This is a genomic window from Achromobacter piechaudii NBRC 102461, from assembly GCF_001571245.1.
Lineage (GTDB): Bacteria > Pseudomonadota > Gammaproteobacteria > Burkholderiales > Burkholderiaceae_B > Achromobacter > Achromobacter piechaudii.
In genome coordinates this window covers 405,617-431,418 of the sequence record NZ_BCTK01000007.1, presented here as the reverse complement: position 1 = coordinate 431,418, position 25,802 = coordinate 405,617, and the positions used below count along the sequence as shown (strand labels likewise).

Below are 25,802 nucleotides of genomic sequence, written 5' to 3'. Positions count from 1 at the left end.
AAGGCTATCAGACCGTCTGCGGAACTTCAGGCTTGCCCTTGTCCTTGCCCTTGCCACGGCGCACGAAGGCCCACACCTGGAGCAAGATCAACAGCGCGCTGGCGCCGATGAACCATGCACTGATGGGACGCTGCACGAACACCGCCAGGTCTCCGCGCGACAGCAGCAGCGCGCGGCGGAAGTTCTCTTCCACCATGGGCCCCAGCACGAAGCCCAGCAAGATGGGCGCCACCGAAAACTCCAGCGTCATCAGGATCGCGCCGATCACACCGAAGGCCAGCACTTCCCAAATCTGAAAGAGGCTGTTCTGCGTGCTGAACACGCCCACTGCGATGAAGAACAACGCGGACGGGAACAGATAACGGTACGGCACTTGCAGCAGCTTGACCCACACGCCGATCAGCGGCACGTTCAGCACCATCAGCAACACGTTGCCCACCCAGAAGCTGGCGATCAGGCCCCAGAAGATGTCCGGATGCTCGGTGATCAGCTGCGGGCCGGGCTGGATGCCCTGGATCAGCAATGCGCCCAGGATCAGCGCCATCACGGCGTCACCGGGAATGCCCAGGCTCATCGTGGGGATGAAGTCGACCTGCGTTTTCGAGTGCGACGACGCTTCGGGCGAGGCCACGCCGGCGATCATGCCGGTGCCGAACTTCTCGGGCGTCTTGGAGATCTTGCGTTCCAGCGCGTAGGCCACGAAGGTCGTGATCGTCGGGCCCGTGCCGGGCATGGCGCCGAACAGCGTGCCTACCGCAGTGCCGCGCACCATGGGCCAGAAAGCCGTCTTCAGCTCCTGCTTGCTCGGACGCATATCGCGGATGCGCAGCTTGGCGCCGCTGCCGATGATGGTCATGCGGTTGACGCTCATCAGGAAGTCGGCCACGCCAAACAGGCCCATCGAAATCGCCACCAATTCCAGGCCGTCGGACAAGTCCAGCAAGCCGAACGAGAAGCGGATGGTGCCGGTGTTGACGTCGGTGCCGACCACGCCGCACATCAGGCCGAACAGCGTCATTGCCACGCCCTTGAGCGGCGAGCCACGCGACATCGTCGCACCGGCCAGCAGGCCCAGCAGCATGATCGAGAAGATCTCGGTGGGCCCGAACTTGAAGGCCACTTCCACCAGCAAGGGCGATGCGAAGATCATGACGATGATGCCGACAGAGGCGGCAAAGAACGAGCAGATCATCGTAATGCCCAGCGCTGTCCCGCCCTTGCCCTGCTTGGTCAATGGATAACCATCAAGGCAGGTGACCGCATGCGGCGGGTGGGAAGGCAGGTTGAGCAGGATCGCACCGATTGCGCCGCCGTATTGCGAGCCGTAGAAAATGCCGGCCAGCATCAGAATGGCGGGCACCGGCTGCATCACGTAGGTGAGCGGCAGCAGGATCGAAATGGCCGACAAGGCGCCCATGCCGGGCAGCACGCCGATCAGGTTGCCGACCAGCACGCCGAAGAACGACCACATCAGGTTGTGCCACTGGAACGCAACGCCGAAGCCGTACCAAAGGTCCATCAAAGATTGAGAGATCATGGCGCTTCAACCCCAACGAAACAGCGGCAGCTGCAGTTGCAGCGCCCACCAGAAAACGACAACTGCGATCGCGGACATGGCGAGCGACAGCAGGATGGCTTGCTTGATTGTGTTCTTGCGGTCGCCCAGTGCCGAAATGAACACGATGGCGAAGGTGGCGGGCAACAGGCCGCCGTAGTGACCCAGCAGCAGGAACGCCAGAATGCCGAGCAGGATGCATGCACTGCCGCGCATGTCGGGCAGTCCATGCGCATGGCCGTCGCCCGGTGCGGGTGGCGTGGCGTCCCCCGCGCGCGCGGATATTGCGATCAGCACGCCGGTCAATGCCAGCAGGCCGCCCAGCGCGGCGGGAAAGAACCCTGGGCCCATGTGGCTCAACGAACCGATGTGATAGTCGGTGCCGCCGTATATCGCCCCCAACCCGATCAGGACCATCAGCGCGCCGCCGTAGTAGTCCTTTCTGTTGATATTTTTTTGCACTTGCTTCCTCCTTCCGGGTGCAGGGCCGTGCTGACCCTTGATGCGCCGCTCGACACGAGCCTCGCCCGGCCTTTAACAACGAACCGGAGCGCAGATTAAGGAGGGAAGCTGCTAATTCGCTTTCTGTGCGCTGTCGCGTTCCTGAATTCAGGGGTAATCCCTGAGGACAAGATGCACAAGAAAGGGGGAAACAAGAAAAAAATTTGAAAGGCGAGCGGGTTTACTGCTCGCCTTTGAGGTCGACATCGAGCGGGCGCGGGTACTGCGAGACGGTGGGTGCCAGGGGCAGCCACAGCACCGACGCCAGCCCCACCCCGCCTTGCGCGTTGGGTTCGCCGTCCCGCAATTCGATGTCGCCGTCATTGCGGCGCGCATACGCGCGCGCGATGGCCAGACCCAGACCCGAGCCCGAAGAAGCTACCGGCTTGTCGGTGCCGACCCGTTCAAATCGCGCAAAGGCTCGGCTGCGAAGCACCGGGTCCAGACCGGGACCGTTATCCGAAACCGATACTTCGGCCCGACTTTCCAGTCGACTGACCGAGACCGTAATGCGGGCCCCGACCGGCGCGTAGTTGATAGCGTTGTGCACCAGGTTGGACAACGCTTCGTGCAATTCCGCCTCGTTGCCGGAAACGGGCGCGGACGTTTCAAGCCCGACATCCGAACCCGCCTGCACCCAGCCCAGGTCCTGCTGCTTCTCGTGTGCCAAGGGCAGGTATTGCAGCACCACCTCGCGCGACACCGCGTTCATGTCGAGCAGTTGGCGCGGCAGGGGCTCGGCCTGATTGGCATGCGCCAAGGACAGCAGCTGTTCGGTCAGCCGGCGGGTGCGGCCCAACTGGTCGACGATGGCTCGCAGCCCCTCACGCGTACGCGCAGGATCACGTTCGCGCAGCGCGTATTGCGCCTGCGTCAGCATGATGGCCAGCGGAGTGCGCAGCTGATGCGAGGCGTCGGCCAGGAAGTGCGACTGCTCGTCCAGTACGCGCCGATACCGGGCAATGTGGTGATTGACGGCATCCACCAGCGGCGCGACTTCATTGGGCACGCGCGTGGCGTCCAGCGGCGTCAAGTCATCGGGACGGCGGTTGCGGATGTCGGCGCGCAGCCGACGCAAAGGCTTGAGCGCCCAGGAAACGCCCCACCACACCAGCACAACGACCAATGCCAACATGCGAGCGTCGCGCAGGATTTCCTGGCGGCGTGCATTGTTCTCGGCCTCGATCCGCTTGCCGGTGCTTTCGGCCACCACGACAAGCACCTGGCGATGCAGCCCCTGATAGTAAAGATCGCGCACGACGGCCACGACGCGAACCGGATCATTGCGATATACGCCGTCGTAAAAAATGGGTTGGCCGTTCGAACGCGGCCAGGTGGGAGGCCGCGGCATTTCCGGCATGCCCAGCAGCGTCTTGCCCTGCTCGGTGGGAACGGGCGAGCCATCGGGCACCGGCGGGTCCATCTGTTCGATACGGAAGTATTTGCGCAGGCCGGCCCGGGATTCCAGCATCACCTGCGCGTACAGCGGGGTCGCGACTTGCAGGTTGCCGTCGGGCGTGAATTCCAGGCTGCTTTCCAGGACGCGCGCCGGTTCGACCAGTGCGCTGTCATAGGCTTCGTTGGTGATCTCGGCCAACGTGCGGTAGTCGTTCAGGCTGTCGATGACCAGCAATGCCACCACGCCCGGCAACAACAGGATGATGAGCAACGCGCGGATGCCCACGCGTGGCAACCCGGGGATCCGCAGGCTCACTTAGGGTTCCGTGGATTCGCTGGCCACGCTTTCCAGCATGTATCCCAGTCCGCGCACGGTCACGATGCGCACGTCGCTGCCGGCCAACTTCTTGCGCAGCCGGTGCAGCACGACTTCGATGGCGTCGGGGTTGGCTTCGCTGTCGTGCGTGAACACTTTGCCGAACAGTTGGGACTTGTCCACGGGATAGCCACTGCGGGTCAGCAGTGCCGCCAGCGCGGCGTGTTCGCGGGGGGTGAGGAACAGCAAGGAGCCGTCCAGCGTGAAGGCCCGGCTTTCGCTGTCGTAGGACAGCGACCCGCATTGCAGGCGAGGATGCTGGCGACCACGGCTGCGACGCACCAGGGCGGTCAGCCGCGCTTCCAGCTCTTCCAGGGCGAAGGGCTTGGTCAGGAAATCGTCAGCGCCCAGGTTCAGCCCGCGCACCCGATCCTGCAGCGCGCCCTGGGCGGTCAGCAGCAAGACCGGCGTGCGGTCGTCGCGATTGCGCATTTCGCGCAGCACGACCAGCCCGTGCTTGTCGGGCAGGCGCAGGTCCATGACGATGGCGTCATATTCGGTGCCTGCCATGAAGGCTTCGGCCGTGCGAGCGTCTGCGGCGTGATCCGGCACAAACCCGCTTTGGGCGAGCGCGCGCATCAACCAGGACGCCATGTCCCGTTCGTCTTCAACCAACAATATGCGCATGACCGTCCGTTCCTTCGGGCAAATTCTCTGCTGCCCGCTGACCGTGCACGCGCTGGCGCAGGTAGCGGGTTTCGTGATGACGCCGAAAGAGGATCGCCGACAACTCGTTCAACGCCTGGGTATAGACATCGCGCTTGAACTCGATGACAGCGTCCAGGGGTACCCAATACTGGCTCCAGCGCCAGGCATCGAATTCCGGATGCTGCGTCGCGCGCAGGCACACATCGCTGTCACGTCCCACCAGGCGCAACAAGAACCAAATCTGTTTTTGTCCTTTATAGTGGCCACGCCACTCACGCCGGACGAAGTGATCGGGCACGTTATAACGTAACCAATCGCGTGTACGCCCCAAAATACGGACATGCTCGGGCTTCAAGCCCACCTCTTCATGGAGTTCGCGATACATGGCCTGCACCGGGCTTTCGCCATATTTGATGCCGCCCTGGGGGAACTGCCACGCATGTTCCCTGATACGCTTGCCCCAAAAGACCTCGTTTCGACTGTTGACGAGAATGATGCCGACATTGGGGCGGTAGCCTTCGCGGTCAAGCATGGGCCACCCCCACCGAATTCAATACAATTACAGTCGATTATACGTATCTGCTGCCACCTTTAAACATGCGCGCATCCAACTACCACATCAACACCCTCAAAGAAGCCCCTTCCGAAGCCGAAGTCGCCAGCCACCAGCTGATGACCCGGGCCGGGATGATCCGCAAACTCGCGGGCGGCATCTACACGTACATGCCCCTGGGCCTGAAGATCATCCGCAAGGTCGAGGCCATCGTCCGGGAGGAAATGAACGCCTCGGGCGCCATCGAGCTGCTGATGCCGGTGGTGCAACCCGCCGAACTCTGGCAGGAGTCGGGCCGCTGGGAGCAGTACGGCGCAGAACTGCTGCGCATCAAGGACCGCCATCAGCGCGATTTCGTGCTGCAGCCGACGTCCGAGGAAGTCATCACCGACATCGCGCGCAATGAAATTCACAGCTATCGCCAGCTGCCGCTGAATTTCTATCACATCCAGACCAAGTTCCGCGACGAACGCCGGCCGCGCTTTGGCCTGATGCGGGGCCGCGAATTCACGATGAAGGATGCCTATTCGTTCGATCGTGACGAAGCCGGCGCCCTCAAGAGCTACGACACCATGTACGCCGCGTACATGCGTATCTTCAACCGCCTGGGCCTGCAATTCCGCGCCGTCGCGGCCGACACCGGCTCGATCGGCGGCACGCGCAGCCATGAATTCCAGGTCATTGCCGAGACCGGTGAAGACCTGCTGGTCTACAACGCCGAAACCGATTACGCCGCCAACATCGAACTGGCCGAGGCCGTAGCGCTGTACCCGACCCGGGGCGCTGCCACGCAAGCCATGGCCGACGTGGCCACACCGGGCGCTGCCAAGTGCGAAGATGTGGCCAAGCTGCTGGGGCTACCGCTGGACAAGACGATCAAATCGATCGTGCTGGCCACCGATGGCGACAAGGGCAAGGTCGACATCTGGCTGCTGCTCTTGCGCGGCGACCACGAACTGAACGAAATCAAGGCGGGCAAGCTGCCGGGCCTGGCGGGCTTCCGCTTTGCCACGGAAAGCGAGATCGTTGAATATTTCGGCTGCAAGCCGGGCTACCTGGGCCCCGTCAAGACGGCCAAGCCGGTACACGTGATTGCCGACCGCACGGTCGCCAACATGGCCGATTTCGTCTGCGGCGCCAACAAGGAAGACTTCCACATCCAGGGCGTGAACTGGGGCCGTGACCTGCCCGAGCCCGAACTGGTGGCCGACCTGCGCAACGTGGTCGCGGGCGACCCGTCGCCCGACGGCAAGGGCACGCTGTCCATTCAGCGCGGCATCGAAGTGGGCCACGTCTTCTACCTGGGCAAGAAGTACTCGGAAGCCTTGAAGGCCACCTTCCTGGACGAAACCGGCAAGCCGGCGGTTCTGGAAATGGGCTGCTATGGCATCGGCGTGACCCGTATTGTCGGCGCAGCAATCGAGCAGAACCACGACGCCCGTGGCATCATCTGGCCGCGCGCGATTGCGCCGTTCGAAGTGGTCATTTGCCCGGTGGGCTGGGGCAAAAGTGAAACGGTGCGTGACACCGCTGAGAAGCTCTATGAATCGTTGCTGGCGCGGGGCGTGGACGTCATTCTTGACGACCGCGATGCGCGCCCGGGCGTCATGTTCGCCGAGTGGGAATTGATCGGCGCACCGCTGCGTGTAACAGTTGGAGAACGCGGCTTGAACGATGGTGTGGTGGAATTGCAAGCGCGTCGGGAAACCGAAGCCGCCAAGATTCCGGTAGAGTCCGCGCTTGAAGCGGTGCTGACGAAACTCGACACTCTTTAAACCCTATAGTAGATACGGACTTTACCGCGTCCCGACCCGCTTCATTGCCTACCCGCACCGTGACCGATCCGAAGTCCAACGAATCCCTCCTGCAAGTCCGTGTCTATTACGAAGACACGGATGCGGGCGGGGTAGTTTTCTACGCCAACTACTTGAAATTCCTGGAACGCGCCCGCACCGAGTGGTTGCGCGCCCTGGGAGTCAACCAGTCCGGGCTGGCCGTCAGCGAACAACGTCTATTCGTTGTCCGCTCCTTGGACATGTCCTACCGGAAACCGGCCAAACTGGACGATTTGCTTACCATACGCAGCCGAATCACCAAACTCGGCCGCGCTTCGATACACTTCGCGCAGCGCGCGGAACGCGACGGGGAACTGCTTGCCGAGGGCAACATCCAAGTCTGCTGTGTCGACGCCATTCATATGCGGCCGTCGGAGTTGCCGGCCGCCGTTCGCGCAAAACTGGAATTCATTCAGGAATAACCATGCAAGTCACCAACGACATGTCGTTGCTTTCGCTGATTTCGCACGCCAGCGTGCCGGTCCAGCTGATCATGTTGATGCTGTTGGGCATTTCGATCATGTCCTGGACCTACATTTTCGCCAAGCGGTTGGCCATCAAGCGCGCCCACACCCAAACCCGCCGTTTCGAAGACGACTTCTGGTCGGGCGGCGACCTGTCCATGCTGCAACAGGCCGTGGCATCGCGCCGCGATGAGCAAGGCGCGTTGGCCCGCATCTTCGATGCCGGCATGACCGAATTCCTGAAAGCACGCCGTGGCAATGCTTCCGGCGACGCTACCGCGTTGCTGGACGGCCCGCGCCGCGCCATGCGCGCCGCCTATCAGCGCGAAATGGACGCGCTGGAATCGCACCTGAACTTCCTGGCCTCGGCCGGTTCGGTGTCGCCTTACATCGGCCTGCTGGGCACGGTCTGGGGCATCATGCACGCCTTCATCGGCCTGTCGAACATGCAGCAGGCCACGCTGGCGTCGGTGGCCCCCGGTATCGCGGAAGCGCTGATCGCCACCGCCATCGGCCTGTTTGCCGCCATCCCCGCCGTGGTCGCCTACAACCGCTTCACGAACGACATCGACCGCATCTCGATCCGTTTCGACAGCTTCGTCGACGAATTCCTGAACATTCTGCAACGGCAGGTGCGCTAATGCCTTCGGTAAGCTCACGCGGCAGGTCCGGCCGCCGCATGAAGGCCGACATCAACGTGGTGCCGTACATCGACGTGATGCTGGTGCTGCTGGTCATCTTCATGGTGACGGCCCCGCTGATCACGCCCGGCCTGATTCAGTTGCCCTCGGTCGGCGCGGCTTCGGACGTGCCGGTCAAGCCGCTGGAAGTCCAGATTTCCGAAGACGGCAAGATTGCCCTGCGCATGCGTGAACCCGGCGCGACGATGCAAGACATCGCCCGCCCCGAGCTGGTGGCGCAGGTGCGTTCGCGTATTACCGCGGAAACGCCGGTGGTCATCGCCGCCGACGGCAAGGTGCCTTATGAGACGGTCGTGAAGGTGATGGACGAGTTACGCACCAACGGCATCACCCGCCTGGGTTTGCTGGTGGACCAGTCCGCCGCAGGCACGTCCCAGCCCGCATCCGCAAAAAAACGCTAACGCGCCGCCTTCCGCCGGCCTTGCCGGCACGCAACGCCCATGACGCCACCCATTATTCGACACCGCAGCGGCCCACCGGCCACCCCGCCCAATAACGACAACCGGAATGCGCTCATTCTGGCCGTGGCGGTGCACTTGCTGCTGCTGGTCGCCCTGATCTTTGGCGTGAACTGGCGCACGGAGGCCCCCGGCCCCGTCGAGGTCCAGCTCTGGGCCGACGGCAACTCGCCCGTCGCCCCGCCGCCCACGCCGCAACCCGAACAACCCAAGCCGCAGCCCAAACCCGAGCCCCAGCCCGAGCCCGAAAAGGCGCCCGAGCCGCCACCGCCGCCTCCTCCCCCGCCGCCGCCCAAGCCCGAACCCCAGGTTCAGCCCAAGACCGAGGAAGTCGATCCCGAGATCGCCATCCAGGAAGCCAAGAAGAAGCGCGAGCAGGAAGAGAAGGCGCGTCAGGCAGCCGAGGCCAAGGAAAAGGCGCGTCTGGAAGAAGAGCGCAAGCAGGCCGAGCTGAAGGAAAAGAAGCGCCTGGAACAGGAACGCCAGGCCGCCGAGAAGGCTGCTGCCGAGAAAGCCGCTGAAAAGGCTGCCGCAGAGAAAGCGGCCGCCGACAAGGCCGCTGCCGAGAAGGCCGCTGAAAAGGCCGCCGCCGACAAGGCTGCCGCCGAGAAAAAGGCCAAGGAAGACGCCGCCAAGAAGGCTGCCGCTGAAAAGGCTGCTGCCGACAAGGCCGCCGCCGAAAAGGCTGCTGCTGAAAAAGCAGCGGCTGAAAAGGCAGCCGCCGAGAAGGCCGCCGCCGCCAAGAAGGCCGCTGCCGACAAGGCGCTCAAGGACGCATTCCGCAACGACGCCCTGGGTGCCGCTGGCATTCCTGGCGGCACGGCAGACCGCAACCAGGCGGGCGGCGGACGCGATAACGGCTATGCCGCCAAGGTTCGCGCATGCATCCTTCCCGGTGTCGCATATCAGCCCCCGCCGCGCAACGGCTCGGCCAATCCGACCGCACAATACCGGGTACAGTTAGGTACTGACGGGAAGGTAAACGGCGTGAACTTGACCGAATCTTCGGGCAACCCGGCTTTCGACCGCGCGGTCGAAACCGGTATCCGCCGCTGCAACCCCTTCCCCAAGCCCTCCACGGGCGGCTACGACAAGTTCATTGACGTAGTGCACAAAATGTATGATTGACAGGAGATTGATGAATATGACTCCCGCTTATAGCCGACGAGGTTCCCTCCTCGCTCTCTGGCGATCGTATGGGCTCGGTTTGCTGATGCTTGCGCTCTGCCTGATGGCCGCCAAGCCCGCCCATGCACAATTGCGCGTCGATATTTCCGGCACGGGCGCCACGCAATATCCGGTGGCCATTGCCGACTTCGCCGTAGACGACACCCACGGGCGCGCCCTGGCCGAAGTCATTCGCGCCGACCTGACCCGCACGGGCCAATTCCGCCTGATCAACGCTGCCGGCTCCGGCCTGAACGTCGATTCGCCCATCGCCCACGACGATTGGCGCGGCAAAGGCGCCGACTTCCTGGCATACGGCAGCATCACGCGTGGTGCTGACGGCCGTTACGACGTCCGCTACCGCCTGGCCGACACGGTCAAGAAGGGTCAGCTGGATGGCGTGGCATTTTCGGGCACCGAGCAGGAACTGCGCCGCGTCGCCCACCAGATCGCGGACCGCATCTACGAGAAGATCACCGGCGTTCGTGGCGTGTTCTCCACCCGTATCGCCTACGTGCTGAAAAAGGGCGCCACCTACGAACTGCAAGTGGCTGATGCCGACGGACAGAATCCGCAAGTTGCATTGCGTTCGCGCGAGCCCATCATTTCGCCTTCCTGGTCGCCCGATGGCGCCAAGCTGGCCTACGTGAGCTTCGAGTCCGGCAAGCCGGTGGTGTACGTGCACACGCTGGCCACCAGCGCCCGCGTACCGGTCGCAAACTTCAAGGGCAACAACAGCGCACCCGCCTGGTCGCCCGACGGTTCCAAGCTGGCCGTGGCCTTGACCCGCGATGGTTTGTCGCAAATTTACATCGTTGGCGCGTCCGACGGCTCCAATCCCACGCGAGTTACGCGTTCTCCCGGGATTGACACCGAACCGACCTTTACGCCAGACGGTGCTTCCATTATCTTTACGAGTGACCGCAGCGGCGGGCCGCAAATCTATCAGACCGGCTCGACAGGTGGCGAAGCTCGCCGCCTCACGTTTAATGGTGGTTACAACATATCACCCCGAATTTCCCCCGATGGATCGACGCTGCTGTACGTTGCAAGACGCGACGGCGCGTTTCGAATCGCGTCGTTGAACCTGTCCTCAGGCTCCGAATCCTTGCTCACTGATGGTCGTGACGATCAGTCGCCAAGCTTCGCGCCGAATGGCATGCAAGTCCTTTACGCCGCCATCCAAAATGGACGTAGCGTACTTGCGGGTGTCTCGAGCGATGGCCGTGTACGGCAGACGCTTTCGGTACTGAACGGGGAAATACGTGAACCGACTTGGGGCCCATTTACCCGATAACACGTGTGACTCTCTTTGCAAAGGAACTATCATGAAGTCGCGCATTGCCAAAAGCCTAACCATCGCCGCTCTGGCCGCCACCCTGGCAGCTTGCAGCTCCGTCCCTCTCGACGATAAAGCGGGTCAGGGCGGAGGCGCTGGCCAAGGATCTTCGGCCTCTGGCCAAATCCTTGATCCCTTTAACCCCCAAAGCATCCTGGCGCAACAGCGCTCGGTGTACTTTGATTTCGACAGCTACACCGTGTCGGACCAGTACCGCGGCTTGGTCGAAACCCACGCCCGCTACCTGGCTTCGCACCAGCAGCAGAAGGTCAAGATCGAAGGCAACACCGACGAACGCGGCGGTGCTGAGTACAACCTGGCCCTGGGCCAGCGTCGTGCAGACGCCGTGCGTCGCATGATGACCCTGCTGGGCGTCAGCGACAACCAGATCGAAACCATCAGCTTCGGTAAAGAAAAGCCGAAGTCGACGGGTACGTCGGAAGCCGACTTTGCCGAAAACCGCCGCGCCGATATCAACTATCTGCGTTAAGCTTTTCGCTTAAGTCAAAGAGCCCTACCACGCGTCGGGACGGTCAGCCGGCCGTCCCGACGTTTGTTTTTATACCCCGGGAATATTCATGCGCGATAACGTTCTGTCCCTGCGTCCTCTGATTGTGGCCACCGGCCTTGTGCTTGCGGCTTTGGCAGCGCCCGCTCACGCTTTTTCCGACGATGAGGCCCGCAAGGCCATCCTCGATTTGCGCCAGCAGGTTCAGCAGCAGAACGAGCAAAGCCAACGCGCCAAGCTGCAATTGGCCGATCAGATTCAATCCTTGCAGCAAGAAGTCGCCCAACTGCGCGACCAGCTTGAACTGGTGTCGCGCCAGCAACCCAGCGCAAAGCCGGGCGCCCCCAGCGGCACCAACCCGCCCGGCACCGCCGCCGGCGATCCCCAAGAACAAGCCGCCTACGACGGCGCCATGGATCTGTTCCGCAAAGGCCAATACAAGGATGCCGCCGAATCGCTGGCCGCCTTCACCGCCTTGTACCCGAACAGCCAGTTGGCCCCCAGCGCGCAGTTCTACCTGGGCAGCAGCCGCTACGGCATGAAAGACTTCAAGGGCGCCATCGAGCAACTGACCGCCATGGTCCAGAAGTCGCCTGACAACGCGCGCGCGCCTGACGCCCTCCTGATCATCGCGGGCGGCCAGATCGAGCTGAACAACCGCGCCGGCGCCAAGGCCACCTTGCAACGCATCGTGCGCGACTACCCCAACGCCCAGGCCGCCAGCACGGCCAAGAGCCGCCTGCAACTGTTGCAGTAATGCCCAACGCCGCAAGCGCGGTCAGCGCCTATCGGCGCATCATGCGCCGCCGCGCAGGGCTCATCGCCCTGTTGCTGGCGGCGATTTTCATTGCGCTGCTGATTGACTTCACCGTGGGGCCGTCCGGCCTGCCCTGGCGCGAGCTATGGGTGACCCTGACCACGCCAGCCTCGGCCGACGCGACCGCGCGGGTGATCGTCTGGGACATCCGACTGCCCTCCGCACTGATGGCCGCCCTGGTCGGCATGGCGCTGGGCCTGGCAGGCGCCGAGATGCAGACCATTCTGAACAACCCGCTCGCCAGCCCCTTCACGCTGGGCGTGTCGTCCGCCGCCGCCTTCGGCGCGTCCTTGGCCATCGTTCTGCAACTGGGCGTGCCGGGCATCCCCGACGCCTGGCTGATTGCGGGCAACGCCTTTCTGTTTGCGATGGTGGCGGCGCTGTTGCTCGACGTCGTGGCGCGCTGGAGCGGCATGAACACGTCCGGCGTCGTGCTGTTCGGCATTGCCATGGTGTTCTCGTTCAACGCGCTGGTCTCGCTGGTGCAGTTCCTGGCCAGCGCCGAGGCGCTGCAAAACCTCGTTTTCTGGACCATGGGCAGCCTGTCGCGTTCAAACTGGACGACCGCCGGCGTCCTGGCCCTGGCCGTCGCGCTGGCCATGCCGCTGGCGATGCGGCAGTCATGGAAGCTGACGGCGCTACGGCTGGGCGAAGACCGCGCAGCCAGTTTTGGCGTGGACGTGCGCCGCGTGCGGGTGGCGGCGTTGGCGCGGGTCAGCCTGCTGTCGGCGTTGGCGGTGGCGTTCGTGGGTACGATCGGCTTTGTCGGACTGGTGGCCCCCCATATCGCCCGGCGGCTGTTCGGCGAAGATCACCGCTTTTATCTGCCCGGCAGCGCGCTGGTGGGCGGCTTGATCCTGTCCTTGGCGTCCGTCATTTCCAAGAACCTGATGCCGGGCGTGATCGTGCCGGTGGGTATCGTGACCGCGCTGGTCGGCATTCCCTTCTTCGTGGCGGTGGTGTTGCGCCGGCAACTCCCATGACGCGGCACGCTGCTTTGGATGTGCATGAGCTGAACGCGGGCTACAGCCGCGACGACGTCCTGCATGGGCTCTCGATACCGTCGCTGGTCGCCGGCGAAGTCACCGCGTTGCTCGGCCCCAACGGCAGCGGCAAATCCACCTTGCTCAAGGCGCTGGCCGGGCTCGTGCGCACCCGGGGCGGCAGCGTCTTGCTCGATGGCCAGGACCTGACCCGGCTGGGCGTGGGAGAACGCGCCCGCCATATGGTGTACCTGCCGCAAAGCCTGCCCGCCGCCGTGCATCTGCGCGTATTCGAATCCGTGCTGGTGGCGGCCAAGGCCAGCCGCGACGCCATGGCGCCGCCGCTGCATCTGTCAGATATCGACCGCCTGCTGGCGCGACTGGGCATTGGCCATCTGGCCTTGCATTATCTGGATGCGCTGTCGGGCGGCCAGAAGCAGTTGGTGGGCTTGGCGCAAGCGCTGATCCGGCAGCCTCGCGTCCTGCTGCTGGACGAGCCCTTGTCCGCGCTGGACCTGAATTACCAGTTTCACGTGATGCGCCTGCTGAAGCAGGAAACCCAGGAACACGGGCTCATCAGCGTCATCGTGCTGCATGATCTGAACGTGGCGTTGCAACACGCCGACCGCGCCGTGATGATCCAGAATGGGCGGCTGCACGCGCAAGGCACGCCGGCCGAGGTGATCACGCCCGAATCGTTGGCAGCCGTGTACGGGGTGGAGGGCCGAGTGGAAGCGTGCTCGCGCGGGCTGCGTCAGGTGTTGATCGACGGACTGCGCGAACGTCCACGCTGACGCGCGCCGCCGTGCACCGGTGCTGTCAGGCGCGCTGGGCGACGTCGACCACCGGCGCGCCGGTCATGTCGGCCAATTGTCGGGGCGTCAGATTGAAGACGGCGTGTGGATGCCCCGCAGCGGCCCAAAGGCTGTCGTAATTGAACAGATCCGCATCCAGCAGCATCACCGGCTTGACGGCGTGACCAATGGGGCAGACGCCCCCAATGGCATAACCGGTCATGTCGCGCACGAACTTGGCGTCGGCCTTGGCCAATGCGCCGACCTGCTCTGCAACCTTGGCCTCGTCCACGCGATTGGCCCCGCTGGCGATGACCAGCACAGGCGCGTTGTCGGACGCGCGCCGAAAAATGATCGACTTGGCAATCTGAGCCACCTCGCACCCTAGGCCCGCCGCCGCCTCGGCCGAGGTCTTGCCGGTTTGCGGCAGGACTACGACGGGTTTGTCATGGCCGATTTCCAGCAGCAGGCGGGCCACGCGCTGGGCAGATTCGGGCAAGGCGGCAAGAGACTCGGGGGACATCGTGACGGACTCCATGGAATAAGGGCCGCAGCGCGGCAAACGCTGCGTGCGAAAAACCGAGGATGAGTTTATCAGCGGCGCCCGCGATGGGTGAGGCCAGGGCGCGGGCTAGAATGCGGACCTGGCTTTTTGCTTTGCGTCCTCATGCGTTCCGAACCCGTCCTTCCCTTGCAAACCGCCCTTGTTGGCGGCTACGCCATGTCCTACACCGAATATGGCAGCGGCACGCCGCTGGTGCTGGTGCATGGATCGTTGTCCGACTGTCGCTACTGGAAATCCCAGATGGCGCCGCTGGGTAGTTCATTTCGAGTGCTGGCGGTTTGCCTGCGCCGCTACTGGCCGGAATCCTGGGATGGCGAAGGCGATGGTTTTTCCATCGAGCAGCACGCTGCCGATGTCCTCGAATTCGTCGACACCGTGGCGGGCGGCCCTGCCCATCTGGTAGGCCATTCGCGAGGCGGCCGCGTGGTGCTGGAAGCGGCATTGACCCAGCCCGACGCCGTGCGCAGCCTGACCCTGGCCGACCCCGGCCTGCCTCTGCCGGGCAGTGACGACGCTCGCGGCGGCTTTCGCCAACGCGCGCTGTCGCTGATACGCCAAGGTGATGTCGAAGAAGGCTTGGCCCTGTTCGTGGACACCGTGACGGGGCCCAACACCTGGCAGCGCATGGTGCCTTGGTTCAAGGAGATGGTGCGCGACAACGTCGGCACGCTGTTCGGCCAGGCCGACGAAAAGCCCGAAGCGCTGACGCCCAGGCAGATCGCCACGCTGAAGATGCCGACGCTGCTGATCGGCGGAGCACTGAGCCCCGCCCCCTATCCCGCTGTCCTGGACGCCTTGTCCGAATGGCTGCCGCACGCGCAGCGCGTGACGGTGGTGGGATCGTCGCACGGCATGAACCTGGGCAACCCGCGCGCGTTCAATGGCGCGATCCAGGAATTCATCGGCGGTTGAGGGCCAACGCGCGCCGGCATCCGCCCGCCGCGCGCTGGCCCGGCAGCCTCAGCGGGCCGCGCCCTGAGCCGCGATGATTTCCTGCGCCACCTGGCGCGGCGCTTCGGCGTAGTGCTTGAACTCCATCGTGTAGGTCGCGCGCCCCTGCGTCAAAGACCGCAATGACGTGGAATAGCCGAACATCTCGGCCAGCGGCACTTCGGCGCGCACCACCTTGCCGCCCCCGCCCGCGATGTCTTCCATGCCCTGCACCATGCCGCGCCGCGAGGACAGGTCGCCCATCACGTTGCCGGTGAAGTCTTCTGGGGTTTCCACCTCGACCTGCATCATCGGCTCAAGCAGCACGGGGTCGGCGCGGCGCATCCCTTCCTTGAACGCCATCGACCCCGCCATCTTGAACGCGTTCTCGTTCGAGTCCACGTCGTGGTAGGAACCGAAGAACAGCGTCGCCTTCACGTCCACCACCGGATAGCCCGCCAGCACGCCGGCGTTCAGCGATTCGCGGATGCCCTTGTCGACTGCCGGGATGAACTCGCGCGGCACCACGCCGCCCTTGATGGCGTCGACGAACTCATAGCCCTTGCCCGGTTCCTGAGGCTCAAGCTTGAGCACCACGTGCCCGTACTGACCGCGGCCGCCCGATTGCTTGACGAACTTGCCTTCGACTTCGTCGCAAGCCTTGCGGATGGTTTCGCGGTAGGCCACCTGCGGCTTGCCGACGGTAGCTTCCACATTGAACTCGCGCTTCATGCGGTCGACCAGGATTTCCAGGTGCAGCTCGCCCATGCCTGAAATGATGGTCTGGCCTGATTCCTCGTCCGTGCGCACGCGGAACGAAGGATCTTCCTGCGCCAGCCGGTTGAGCGCGATGCCCATCTTTTCCTGGTCGGCCTTGGTCTTGGGTTCCACCGCCTGCGAGATCACGGGTTCGGGAAAGACCATGCGTTCCAGCACGATGATGTGGGCGGGATCGGTCAGCGTATCGCCGGTCGTGACATCCTTGATGCCGACCGCCGCCGCGATGTCGCCCGCGTACACCTCGGTGATTTCGCGCCGTTCGTTGGCATGCATCTGCAGGATGCGGCCCAGGCGTTCTTTCTTGCCCTTGATCGGGTTGTAGACAGAATCGCCCGACTTCACCACGCCCGAATAGACGCGGAAAAACACCAACTGGCCCACGAAGGGGTCGGTCATGATCTTGAAAGCCAGCGCCGAAAACGGTTCGTTGTCTGCCGGATGACGTTCAATTTCGCGGTCGCGCTCGTCATGCCCCTTGATGGCGGGCACGTCCACAGGCGACGGCATGTAGTCGATGACGGCGTCCAGCATGGCTTGCACGCCCTTGTTCTTGAACGCGCTGCCACACAGCATGGGCACGATTTCGTTGGCGATGGTGCGCGCGCGCAAGCCCTGCTTGATTTCGTCTTCGGTCAGGGTCTCGCCCGACAGATACTTTTCAAGCAGCGTTTCGTTGGCCTCAGCGGCCTTCTCGACCATTTTGTCGTGCCACTTCTGCGCCTCGGCCTGCATGGCGGCGGGGATGTCTTCGTATTGGAACTTCACACCCTGGCTGGCGTCATCCCAGATGATGGCCTTCATTTTGACCAGGTCGATCACGCCTTCGAAATGGTCTTCGGCGCCCACGGGCAACTGGATCGGCACGGCGTCGCCTTTCAGGCGCTCGGCGATCTGGCGTTGCACGCGCAGGAAATCCGCGCCCACCCGGTCCATCTTGTTCACGAACGCCAGGCGCGGCACCTTGTACTTGTTGGCCTGACGCCAGACCGTTTCGGACTGCGGCTGCACGCCACCCACCGCGTCGTACACCATCACCGCGCCGTCCAGCACGCGCATGGAGCGTTCGACCTCGATGGTGAAATCCACGTGGCCCGGGGTGTCGATGATGTTGATGCGGTGCTCGGGATAATTTCCCGCCATGCCCTTCCAGAAGGCGGTGGTTGCAGCCGACGTAATGGTGATGCCGCGTTCCTGCTCTTGCTCCATCCAGTCCATCACGGCGGCGCCGTCATGGACCTCGCCGATCTTGTGAGTGATGCCGGTATAGAAGAGGATGCGCTCGGTGGTCGTCGTTTTGCCCGCGTCGATATGGGCGCTGATGCCGATATTGCGGTAAAGCTCGATACGAGTCTTGCGGGTCATGGCCTCTTCCTTGCAGGGAACTACTGGGCAATACGGCAAGCCCGACCGGGCGCTGCCGCGGCGGGCGCCATGCCGCGTTTCTAAGGGGTAATGCGTAACTGCGCCCGCGCTGATGCGTAAATATTACGCGCGGCGCGTCAACTTTCAAGCTTTGCCACTACGGCCCATAAGGATTCACGCGCGGCGCGGCCGCAAGCGCTTTCGTGGCGGCGCCGTGCGGATGGGGCGGACGAAAAAAAAAGCCCCTCGAAAAGAGGGGCTTCGGCGCAGCGCGCAACCAGCGGCGGCGCGGGGTAAGCACGCAGATGGTGCTTACTTCTTTTCTTCCTTCACGCGATACACCAGCACGGCGGTGGTGGCCAGCGACAGCACCTTGGCGGTGACGCTGCCCAGCAGCAAGCGCGACAGGCCGCTGCGGCCGTGGCTGCCGATGAAGATCAGGTCGCAACCCGCGTCGGAGGCCGCTTGCACGATGCCGTCGGCCACGTTGAAGTTGGAGACGGCGCGCGATTCGGATTTGACGCCAGCGGTATCGGCGCGATCGGTGATCTGCTTGAGGTACTTGTCGGCTTGCTCGGCCGATGCCTTCTCGTAATCTTCGTCGGTGATGGCGTACGCAGCGGCCATGCCGTCAAAACCGATGGTGGCCGCGAACGGTTGGGTCACGTACAGCGCGACGACTTCAGCGCCGACCGAACGAGCAAAGCAAATGCCGGCGTTGGCAGCTTGGGCCGACAGGGGCGAACCGTCGGTGGGAATCAGGATCTTCTTGAACATCTTGCCTGCTCCTGTTTGAGAGGAATCTTTATGCTACCGGAAAGCCGCCAGGTTCACATCAAGGGAACCCAGCAGGCTTGATGCGCGTCAAGCCGGGCGTCAGCCCAGTTGTTGGGATGCGGCGTACAAGTTGGTGCAGCGCGTGCCGGTGCGGCAGTATGCCAGCACGGGGGCCGGCAGCGTCTTGAGCAATTCGGCGAAGCGCACCACGTCAGACACGGTCATGGCGCTGCCCACGACGGGCTGGTATTCGACCTTCAGGCCGGCAGCTTCGGCAGCCTTGGATACGTCGGCGGCGGTGGGTTGATCCGGGCCACCCTCGAAATCGGGGCGATTGATGATGACGCTTTTATAGCCGGCGGCGGCGACATCGGCCATGTCGTCGGGGCCGAGTTGCGGCGCAACGGCAAAATTTTCGGTCAGGGGCTTGATGGGTGCGGACATGGCGGTTCCTTCAGATAGATAGCTGCATATTATTGATTGTAGGAGCCGTTTTGCGCGAAGAGTTTTTCCAATTGGGTCCAGATGCCGCGGTCATCGGCGATGGACACCGAAAAGCGCAGCATGGTTGACGGCGCCTGCGAAGGCGAGAAAAGCGTGCCCGGCGCCAACAGCATGCCCTGGTCGGCGGCCTCGCGCGCCAGCACCTCGCTATCGCGTCCGCAATCGGCCCAGACGAACATGCCCGCGTTGGGTTCATGCGGCACCGTCAGGCCCAGCTTCAGCAGGCCTTTCAGGCAGCGTTGACGCGCCTCGTCCACCCGGGCGCGCACGCGCTCGATGTGGCGGCGGTACTGCCCTTCCATCAGCACCCGATGGATCACGCGTTCGCCCAGCTCCGGCGAAGTCAGGCCCGCCAGCATTTTCAGGTCGGCCAGTTTTTGCAGGATGTCGGAATTGGCCGCGACATAGCCCACGCGCAGGCTGGCGGCCAGCATCTTGGAATAGCCGCTGACCAGGATGACTCGGTTCAGTCTGTCGAGCACGGCCAGCTTCATCGCGCCACCGGGGTGCAATTCGCCATAGGTGTCGTCTTCCACCACCATGAAGTCGTGCCGTTCCGCGATGCGCAGGATGTCGTACGCCACACCGGCCGTCAGCGTGTGGCCGGTGGGATTGTGCACGGCGCTGTTGATGATGAAAAGCTTGGGCTTGTGCTCGGCCGCCATCTGCTCCAACCGGGCGATGTCGGGGCCGTCCGGCCCGCGCGGCACGCCAATCAGCCGTGCGCCAAAGGCCGCCAATCTGCCGAAGATGACGAACCACGCGGGGTCTTCCACCAGGACGGTATCGCCCGGCTTGACGAAATGCCGCGCGATCAGGTCCAGCCCGTGCGTGACGCCGTTCGTGGTCAACAGGTTCAATTCGGGGTGGGCGGGCACGCCATCGTTCTGCAAGGACGCCGCGATCTGCTGGCGCAGCGGTGCAAACCCTTGCGGGTGCCCGTAGCTGACTAGGTTCGCACGCACCGACCGGCCCACCGCGCGCACCGCGCCGGCCACCATTTCCGGGTCGAGCCAGTCGGCCGGCAGCAAGCCCGCCCCGCCAGGCATGCCCAGAGAGCTGGTTTCGCGGAACATGCTGCGCAGCAGCCAGGCGATATCGATGCGCGCGGGCGGCGCGAGCGAGGCGGCCGGTGGGGCAGCCACCGCTGCCAGGGGGCCACTGCGGGCACGCACGAAAAAGCCCGCGCCACGCCGCGATTGCACCAGCCCGCGTGCTACCAGGCGATCGTAAGCCTCGACCACGGTGAAGCGGCTGACGCCGGACTGTTCGGCCATCTTGCGGATGGAAGGCAGTCGCGTGCCCGGGCGCAGCCCTTGTTCGTCAATGCGCCGGGCCAAACCGTCGGCCAACTGCGTAACCAAGGAGGCGTCGGCCTGCCGGACGGGCAGCCAAGGCAGCGAAGAAGCGGGGGGAGGAGCAACTGTCATGGGGATTTGACCAGGCCAGTGATTAAAGTGATCTGCCAAAGTGTACCGGTACTGTACCGATAACTATGCGTAGAGTGACAGCAATACGGCGTGGCCGCAACAGGTCTTCCACCCGTCCCAGCCTTTCAGCATCTCTCTGGCACCTCTCATGTCCCGCTCCGCGCTCTACCCTTCCGCCCAGACGGCGCCCGCCGCGCCGCCCCCTGTCTGGGAGGGCTACGGGTATGGCTTCCTGGGCGTACTGGTCTTTTCACTGACGCTGCCCATGACGCATCTCGCGGTGGCTGAACTGGCGCCGCTGCTGGTGGGGCTGGGGCGGGCATTGGTGGCTGCGGTGCCGGCCGTGGTCCTGCTCGTCGTAACGCGCAGCCGGCGTCCGAACCGCCAGGAATGGCCGGGAGTCATTCTTGCCGCGCTGGGCATTGTGGTCGGTTGGCCGCTGGCTTCGTCCCTGGCGATGCAAACCGTGCCGTCGGCGCAGGGCGCCGTCTTCAACGGCTTGCTGCCGCTGTCCACTGCCGCATTCGCCGCGCTGCGCAGCGGCGAGCGGCCCTCCGCCAGCTTTTGGGCATGGGCCGTGGCTGGCGCGGTACTGGTAACGGCCTTTGCGCTGCGCCAGGGCAACGGCACCTTGAGCACCGGCTATCTGTGGCTGCTGCTGGCCGTCGTATTGGGCGGCATGGGTTACGCGGAAGGCGGACGCGCGGCGCGTACGTTGGGCGGCTCGCGCACGATCTGCTGGGCCTTGGCGATCAGCGCACCCGTGGTGGCCGCGCCGGTGGGATGGATGGCCGTGCAGGCGCATTGGCCCAGCGCCACCGTCGTATCTGCTTGTGCGTATCTGGCGTTCGGATCTATGTTTCTTGGATTCTTCGCCTGGTATCGCGGCCTGGCCGTGGGCGGCATTGCCCGAGTCGGCCAAGTGCAGTTGTTGCAACCGTTCCTGACTGTCGTGGCGGCCGCATTGTTGTTTGGCGAAGCGGTGGAGGCGTCGACATTCGTGTTCGCCTTGGCCGTGATCGCCGTTATCGCCGGCGGACGCCGTGCCATCGTGAGGACCAAAAAATGAATCTGTTCCCGACCAATTGGGCCGACGTGCCCCTGGCGTCCGCGTCGCTGCTGGGCCCGCTGGCCCTGTTCGCGCTGGTCAGCTCGATCACGCCGGGGCCCAACAACGTAATGCTGGCTTCGTCCGGCCTGAACTTCGGATTTCGCCGCAGCCTGCCGCACCTGCTGGGCGTGAACCTGGGCTTCACCTTGATGATCTTCCTGGTGGGCGTCGGCCTGGGCTCGGTGTTTCAGCAGGTGCCGGGACTCTATACCGTGCTGAAGTACGCCGGCGCCGCCTATCTGCTTTATCTCGCGTGGAAGATCGCCAATTCAGGCGATATGGAAGATGGCGAGGCGCGTGGCAAACCCTTCACGTTCTTGCAGGCCGCCGCGTTTCAGTGGGTCAATCCCAAGGCCTGGGTCATGGCGGTGGGCGTCGTGGCGACCTATACCCCGCAGAACGGGTTCTTCGCCAACCTGGTCATCGCCACCATCGTGTGCGGCGTGGTCAACCTGCCCAGCATTGGTGTGTGGGTCACGTTTGGCACGGCGCTGCGCCGCGTGCTGCACAAGCCCTGGGCGGTACGCGCTTTCAATGTGGGCATGGCGCTGCTGCTTGTGGCGTCGCTGTATCCGGTGGCGCTCGACCTGCTGCATTGACGCTCGCCCCCGCGCTCGGCACCGCACGTTGACGCGGGGCGCGCGTCGGGGAGTATGCTGACGGCGGAACCCACCGGCCCGACCCCGGTCATATTTTTCATGCCCGCCCTGCCCCGATTTTCTCCCCGCCGTCTGTTCATCGCCGCCCTGCTGGCCGCCGCCAGCGTGGTGGGCTGCTCGCAGCTGGATTCCTGGCAGCGGCAAACGATCTTCGCGCCGCAGTCCGAACCGCAGACGTGGTGGCGCGAACCCGCCGCCGGCACCGAGGTCTACGACCTGAAACTGGCCAACGGCGACAAGATACGCACCTGGTATTGGCAAAGCCCGAAGGCCGGCGCGCCCACCGTGCTCTACCTGCACGGCGCGCGCTGGAACCTTAACGGCAGCGCCTTCCGTATCGACGGCTGGACGCGCATGGGCTATTCGGTGCTGGCCATCGACTATCGCGGTTTTGGCGCATCGACCCCGCGTTTGCCCTCGGAAGAAAGCGCGCTGGAAGACGCCATGGCCGGTTTGAACGAGCTTGCCCGACTGCAACCCGACCCCGCACGCCGCTTCATCTACGGCCATAGCCTGGGCGGCGCCATCGCCATCGACCTGGCGGCCCGGCCCGAACAGCCAGATTTTGCCGGCCTGATCGTGGAGTCCAGCTTCACCAGCATCGGCGCGATGCTGGGCACGCTGCGCTGGGGCAAGGTGCCGGGCGCGGGCTTGCTGGTGACGCAACCCTTCGATTCGGTGGACAAGCTGGCTCGCCTGCACACGCCGATGCTTTTCATGCACGGCACCGCCGACCGCGTCGTGCCGCACACCATGAGCGACGAACTGTTCGCCGCCGCACGCAACGTCGCGCCCGAGCTCAAACGGCTGGTCAAGATCGAAGGCGCGTCGCACTCGGGCGCCTTCCGCAGCGGCCCGCAATACGACGCGGCCGTCAAAACCTTCATGCAGGACGCAACCCGCGCCTACTCTCGCAAAGCAGGCTGACGCGCCGCTTGCCTGAGCGCGTCGCCGCCACACCTTGCCGCCCAAACGGATTCGCCGGGAAAACCCGCTCTCGGGAAACTCCCATATAAAAATATCTACTAAATATATTTAACGAATATTAGACTTTGCTCCTGTTCGCCGCTCCCTTGAAGCGACGGCATCTTCAGGAGAAGCCAGTTGAATAACGTGCGTTGGCAGGGCGTATATCCTGCCGTCACCAGCAAGTTCCACGACGACGAAAGCCTAGACTTCGAAGCGATGCGCAAGCATTTCGGCTTCCTGATCGACAACGGGGTCCATGGCCTGGTCACCTGCGGTTCGCTGGGCGAAGCCAGCACCCTCACCCTTGAAGAAAAACTGGCCGTCACAAAGTGCGCCGTCGAAGTCAGCGCGGGCCGTATCCCGGTGCTGGCCAACGTGTCCGAGACCAGCACCCGCGAGGCGCTGCGTTTCATCAAGGCCGCAGTCGAACTGGGCGTGGATGGCTTCATGCTGATGCCCTCGCTGATCTACGTAGCGGACGCGCGCGAAGCGATGCAAAGCATCCGCACCATGGCCGAAGCCGCGCAGAAGCCCTGCATGATCTACAACAACCCCGTCGCGTACCGGGTCGATCTGAAACCCGAGCACATGGTCGAACTGGCCGATTGCCCGTGGCTGGTCGCCATCAAGGAAAGCAGCGACGACATCCGACGCCTGACCGACCTGCGCAACGCGCTGGGCACGCGCTACCAGTTGTTCATCGGCGTGGACGACCTGTCGTTCGAAGCGCTGGCGCTGGGCGCCGATGGGCTGCTGGCGGGTCTGGTCACGGCGTTCCCGCGTGAAACCGTGGCGCTGTACGACCTGATGCAGGCCGGCAAGTGGGACGAAGCGCTGGCGCTGTACCAGTGGTTCACGCCGCTGCTGCACCTGGATGTCTCCACCAAGCTGGTGCAGAACATCAAACTGGCCGAGACCCTGGCCGGCGTCGGCAACGAGCACGTACGCAGGCCGCGCCTGCCGCTGGTCGGCGCGGAACGCGAACGCTGCACCGCCATCATCCAGGCCGCCATCGCCAAGCGCCCCAAAGCGTACCAATCGACCTAAGACGGCCACGCGCCGCACGATCCCCGGAATGCCGCGCGGCGTCCGGGGCCGCCTCCACGCACGCCCTTCGGACACCATGCAAAGCGACATCATCCTTCAGACCCGTGGCCTGACCAAGGAATTCCGGGGCTTCGTGGCGGTCAACAACGTCGACCTGAGCGTGCGGCGCGGCGCCATCCACGCGCTGATCGGCCCGAACGGCGCGGGCAAGACGACGTTCTTCAATCTGCTCACGAAGTTCCACATCCCCACGCGCGGCGAGATCCTGTACGACGGCGTGGACATCACGGCCGAGCGCCCGGCTCAGACCGCGCGGCGTGGCATCGTGCGTTCATTTCAGATATCCGCTGTATTCCCGCAACTGTCGGTGCGCGAGAACGTGCGCGTCGCCCTGCAACGCAAGCTGGGCGTTGACTATTGCTTCTGGCGATCGGAACGCACGCTGGAGAGCCTGCATCACCGCGTCGAGGAATTGCTGGATCAGGTGGGCCTGCGCACGCACCTCGACGTCGCTGCTGGCGACCTGCCTTATGGCCGCAAGCGCACGTTGGAAATCGCCACCACGCTGGCGCTGGAGCCCGAGCTGCTGCTTCTGGACGAACCCACGCAAGGCATGGGCCACGAAGATGTGGACCGCATCAAGCATCTGATCAAGCAGGTGTCGGCTGGCCGCACCATCCTGATGGTCGAACACAACATGAAAGTGGTGGCGGACATTTCCGACACCATCACCGTCCTGCAACGCGGCGAGATCCTGGCCGAAGGCCCCTACGCGACCGTGTCCTTGAACCCGGCAGTACGCGAGGCCTACATGGGAGCCGACGATGAATAAGACCGTGGCCAGCGCTTCCAGCGGCGGCGAGAACATGCTCGAGATCCGCAATCTGCACGCCTGGTATGGCGAATCGCACATCCTGCATGGCATCGACCTGGACGTGAAGCCCGGCGAATGCGTGACCTTGCTGGGTCGCAATGGCGCGGGCCGCAGCTCGACGCTGAAATCCATCCTGGGCCTGGTGGGACGCCGCAGCGGCTCCATCAAGGTGCAAGGGCAAGAAACGGTGGGCATGCCCACTCACAAGATCGCGCGGCGGGGCATCGGTTATTGCCCTGAAGAACGCGGCATCTACGCGTCGCTGACGGCGGAGGAAAACCTCATGCTGCTGCCCTCGGTGGGGCCGCAAGGCATGTCGGTAGAGGAGATCTACACGATGTTCCCCAACCTGAAAGAGCGCGCGCAGAGTCCCGGCACGCGCCTGTCAGGCGGCGAACAGCAGATGCTGGCGATGGCGCGCATCCTGCGCACCGGCGCCCGCTTGCTGTTGCTGGACGAAATCACCGAGGGTCTGGCGCCTGTGATCGTGCAGTCGCTCGGCCGCGTGATCCGGCAACTGAAAGAGCGCGGCTACACCACCGTGCTGGTCGAGCAGAACTTCCGCTTCGCCCAGCACCTGGCTGACCGCCATTACGTCATCGAGCACGGCCAGGTGGTTGCCGTCATCGACCGCGCCGAGGTCCAGCACTCGCAGGACAAGCTGAACACCTTGCTCGGCATTTGAAATTTCCGCCGC

The 25,802-nt window shown here is 64.0% G+C and carries 27 protein-coding genes; 17 read left to right on the top strand and 10 right to left on the bottom strand.

What is annotated here, in order from left to right:
• Positions 1–7: 7 nt before the first annotated feature.
• The 5 genes from API01S_RS19750 to API01S_RS19730 form a co-directional block, all read right to left on the bottom strand.
• Entirely contained in the window at positions 8–1,537 is a 1,530-nt protein-coding gene (locus API01S_RS19750; protein ID WP_006217434.1) for a tripartite tricarboxylate transporter permease, read from the bottom strand.
• A 6-nt stretch (positions 1,538–1,543) separates the two neighbouring features.
• On the bottom strand, positions 1,544–1,972 hold the full coding sequence (locus tag API01S_RS19745) for a tripartite tricarboxylate transporter TctB family protein (protein ID WP_039883854.1): 429 nt from the start codon (positions 1,970–1,972) through the stop codon (positions 1,544–1,546).
• Between the two features lie 265 nt (positions 1,973–2,237).
• Positions 2,238–3,740: a sensor histidine kinase gene (locus API01S_RS19740; RefSeq protein ID WP_050731012.1), complete on the bottom strand. Its 1,503-nt coding sequence runs from the start codon at positions 3,738–3,740 to the stop codon at positions 2,238–2,240.
• A gap of 30 nt (positions 3,741–3,770) precedes the next feature.
• Positions 3,771–4,457 carry a response regulator gene (locus tag API01S_RS19735; RefSeq protein ID WP_006217430.1) on the bottom strand — a complete coding sequence of 229 codons (687 nt, stop codon included), beginning with the start codon at positions 4,455–4,457 and terminating at the stop codon, positions 3,771–3,773.
• Complete coding sequence (locus tag API01S_RS19730; protein WP_006217428.1) at positions 4,438–5,010, bottom strand: RNA pyrophosphohydrolase; 573 nt, start codon at positions 5,008–5,010, stop codon at positions 4,438–4,440. The genes API01S_RS19735 and API01S_RS19730 overlap by 20 nt, the downstream gene beginning before the upstream one ends.
• Positions 5,011–5,075: 65 nt before the next feature.
• Here API01S_RS19730 and API01S_RS19725 point away from each other — a divergent pair, with 65 nt between their 5' ends.
• The 10 genes from API01S_RS19725 (at position 5,076) to API01S_RS19680 (ending at position 14,097) form a co-directional block, all read left to right on the top strand.
• Positions 5,076–6,806 (top strand): proline--tRNA ligase, encoded by a 1,731-nt coding sequence (locus tag API01S_RS19725; protein WP_061305850.1) that lies wholly within the window; start codon positions 5,076–5,078, stop codon positions 6,804–6,806.
• A gap of 59 nt (positions 6,807–6,865) precedes the next feature.
• Positions 6,866–7,288 carry a tol-pal system-associated acyl-CoA thioesterase gene (gene ybgC / locus API01S_RS19720; RefSeq protein ID WP_061305848.1) on the top strand — a complete coding sequence of 141 codons (423 nt, stop codon included), beginning with the start codon at positions 6,866–6,868 and terminating at the stop codon, positions 7,286–7,288.
• A gap of 2 nt (positions 7,289–7,290) precedes the next feature.
• Complete coding sequence (gene tolQ / locus API01S_RS19715; protein WP_006217425.1) at positions 7,291–7,971, top strand: protein TolQ; 681 nt, start codon at positions 7,291–7,293, stop codon at positions 7,969–7,971.
• Complete coding sequence (locus API01S_RS19710; protein WP_039882755.1) at positions 7,971–8,432, top strand: ExbD/TolR family protein; 462 nt, start codon at positions 7,971–7,973, stop codon at positions 8,430–8,432. The genes tolQ and API01S_RS19710 overlap by 1 nt, the downstream gene beginning before the upstream one ends.
• A gap of 39 nt (positions 8,433–8,471) precedes the next feature.
• Positions 8,472–9,617, top strand: coding sequence for a cell envelope integrity protein TolA (gene tolA, locus API01S_RS19705; protein ID WP_050730995.1), 1,146 nt, complete (start codon positions 8,472–8,474; stop codon positions 9,615–9,617).
• A 16-nt stretch (positions 9,618–9,633) separates the two neighbouring features.
• The gene (tolB, locus tag API01S_RS19700) at positions 9,634–10,953 is read left to right on the top strand and encodes a Tol-Pal system beta propeller repeat protein TolB (RefSeq protein WP_050731011.1); all 1,320 of its coding nucleotides are present in this window, start codon (positions 9,634–9,636) and stop codon (positions 10,951–10,953) included.
• 31 nt (positions 10,954–10,984) lie between these two features.
• Entirely contained in the window at positions 10,985–11,485 is a 501-nt protein-coding gene (pal, locus tag API01S_RS19695) for a peptidoglycan-associated lipoprotein Pal (protein ID WP_006217420.1), read from the top strand.
• 88 nt (positions 11,486–11,573) lie between these two features.
• A complete protein-coding gene (ybgF, locus tag API01S_RS19690; RefSeq protein ID WP_006217419.1) occupies positions 11,574–12,260 on the top strand; it encodes a tol-pal system protein YbgF in 687 nt (228 codons plus the stop codon).
• Entirely contained in the window at positions 12,260–13,303 is a 1,044-nt protein-coding gene (locus API01S_RS19685) for a FecCD family ABC transporter permease (protein ID WP_050730994.1), read from the top strand. Before ybgF ends, API01S_RS19685 begins: the two co-directional genes overlap by 1 nt.
• Positions 13,300–14,097, top strand: a complete 798-nt coding sequence (locus API01S_RS19680) for an ABC transporter ATP-binding protein (RefSeq protein ID WP_050730993.1) — start codon at positions 13,300–13,302, stop codon at positions 14,095–14,097. Before API01S_RS19685 ends, API01S_RS19680 begins: the two co-directional genes overlap by 4 nt.
• Before the next feature lie 25 nt (positions 14,098–14,122).
• Here API01S_RS19680 and API01S_RS19675 read toward each other — a convergent pair whose 3' ends face one another.
• The gene (locus API01S_RS19675) at positions 14,123–14,620 is read right to left on the bottom strand and encodes a YbaK/EbsC family protein (RefSeq protein ID WP_061305846.1); all 498 of its coding nucleotides are present in this window, start codon (positions 14,618–14,620) and stop codon (positions 14,123–14,125) included.
• Positions 14,621–14,764: 144 nt separating this feature from the next.
• Between API01S_RS19675 and API01S_RS19670 the strand changes: the two genes are divergently transcribed.
• Positions 14,765–15,574 carry an alpha/beta fold hydrolase gene (locus API01S_RS19670; protein WP_061305844.1) on the top strand — a complete coding sequence of 270 codons (810 nt, stop codon included), beginning with the start codon at positions 14,765–14,767 and terminating at the stop codon, positions 15,572–15,574.
• A 48-nt stretch (positions 15,575–15,622) separates the two neighbouring features.
• On the opposite strand, the gene fusA is transcribed toward API01S_RS19670, so the two are convergent.
• The 4 genes from fusA to API01S_RS19650 all read right to left on the bottom strand — a co-directional run bounded on the left by fusA (position 15,623) and on the right by API01S_RS19650 (position 20,445).
• Positions 15,623–17,734: an elongation factor G gene (gene fusA, locus API01S_RS19665; RefSeq protein WP_061305842.1), complete on the bottom strand. Its 2,112-nt coding sequence runs from the start codon at positions 17,732–17,734 to the stop codon at positions 15,623–15,625.
• Between the two features lie 312 nt (positions 17,735–18,046).
• Positions 18,047–18,511: a universal stress protein gene (locus API01S_RS19660; protein ID WP_006217411.1), complete on the bottom strand. Its 465-nt coding sequence runs from the start codon at positions 18,509–18,511 to the stop codon at positions 18,047–18,049.
• Positions 18,512–18,610: 99 nt separating this feature from the next.
• Positions 18,611–18,955: a protein tyrosine phosphatase family protein gene (locus API01S_RS19655; protein ID WP_006217410.1), complete on the bottom strand. Its 345-nt coding sequence runs from the start codon at positions 18,953–18,955 to the stop codon at positions 18,611–18,613.
• A gap of 29 nt (positions 18,956–18,984) precedes the next feature.
• Entirely contained in the window at positions 18,985–20,445 is a 1,461-nt protein-coding gene (locus API01S_RS19650; RefSeq protein ID WP_006217409.1) for an aminotransferase-like domain-containing protein, read from the bottom strand.
• 148 nt (positions 20,446–20,593) lie between these two features.
• On the opposite strand from API01S_RS19650, the gene API01S_RS19645 reads away from it, so the two are divergent.
• The 6 genes from API01S_RS19645 (at position 20,594) to API01S_RS19620 (ending at position 25,790) form a co-directional block, all read left to right on the top strand.
• Positions 20,594–21,514, top strand: a complete 921-nt coding sequence (locus API01S_RS19645) for a DMT family transporter (RefSeq protein WP_061305840.1) — start codon at positions 20,594–20,596, stop codon at positions 21,512–21,514.
• Entirely contained in the window at positions 21,511–22,155 is a 645-nt protein-coding gene (locus tag API01S_RS19640; protein WP_006217407.1) for a LysE family translocator, read from the top strand. Before API01S_RS19645 ends, API01S_RS19640 begins: the two co-directional genes overlap by 4 nt.
• Positions 22,156–22,254: 99 nt before the next feature.
• Positions 22,255–23,142 carry an alpha/beta hydrolase gene (locus API01S_RS19635; protein ID WP_050731010.1) on the top strand — a complete coding sequence of 296 codons (888 nt, stop codon included), beginning with the start codon at positions 22,255–22,257 and terminating at the stop codon, positions 23,140–23,142.
• 177 nt (positions 23,143–23,319) lie between these two features.
• On the top strand, positions 23,320–24,231 hold the full coding sequence (locus API01S_RS19630; protein WP_006217405.1) for a dihydrodipicolinate synthase family protein: 912 nt from the start codon (positions 23,320–23,322) through the stop codon (positions 24,229–24,231).
• Between the two features lie 76 nt (positions 24,232–24,307).
• Positions 24,308–25,063: an ABC transporter ATP-binding protein gene (locus tag API01S_RS19625; RefSeq protein ID WP_006217404.1), complete on the top strand. Its 756-nt coding sequence runs from the start codon at positions 24,308–24,310 to the stop codon at positions 25,061–25,063.
• Positions 25,056–25,790, top strand: a complete 735-nt coding sequence (locus API01S_RS19620) for an ABC transporter ATP-binding protein (RefSeq protein WP_006217403.1) — start codon at positions 25,056–25,058, stop codon at positions 25,788–25,790. The genes API01S_RS19625 and API01S_RS19620 overlap by 8 nt, the downstream gene beginning before the upstream one ends.
• Positions 25,791–25,802: the final 12 nt, after the last annotated feature.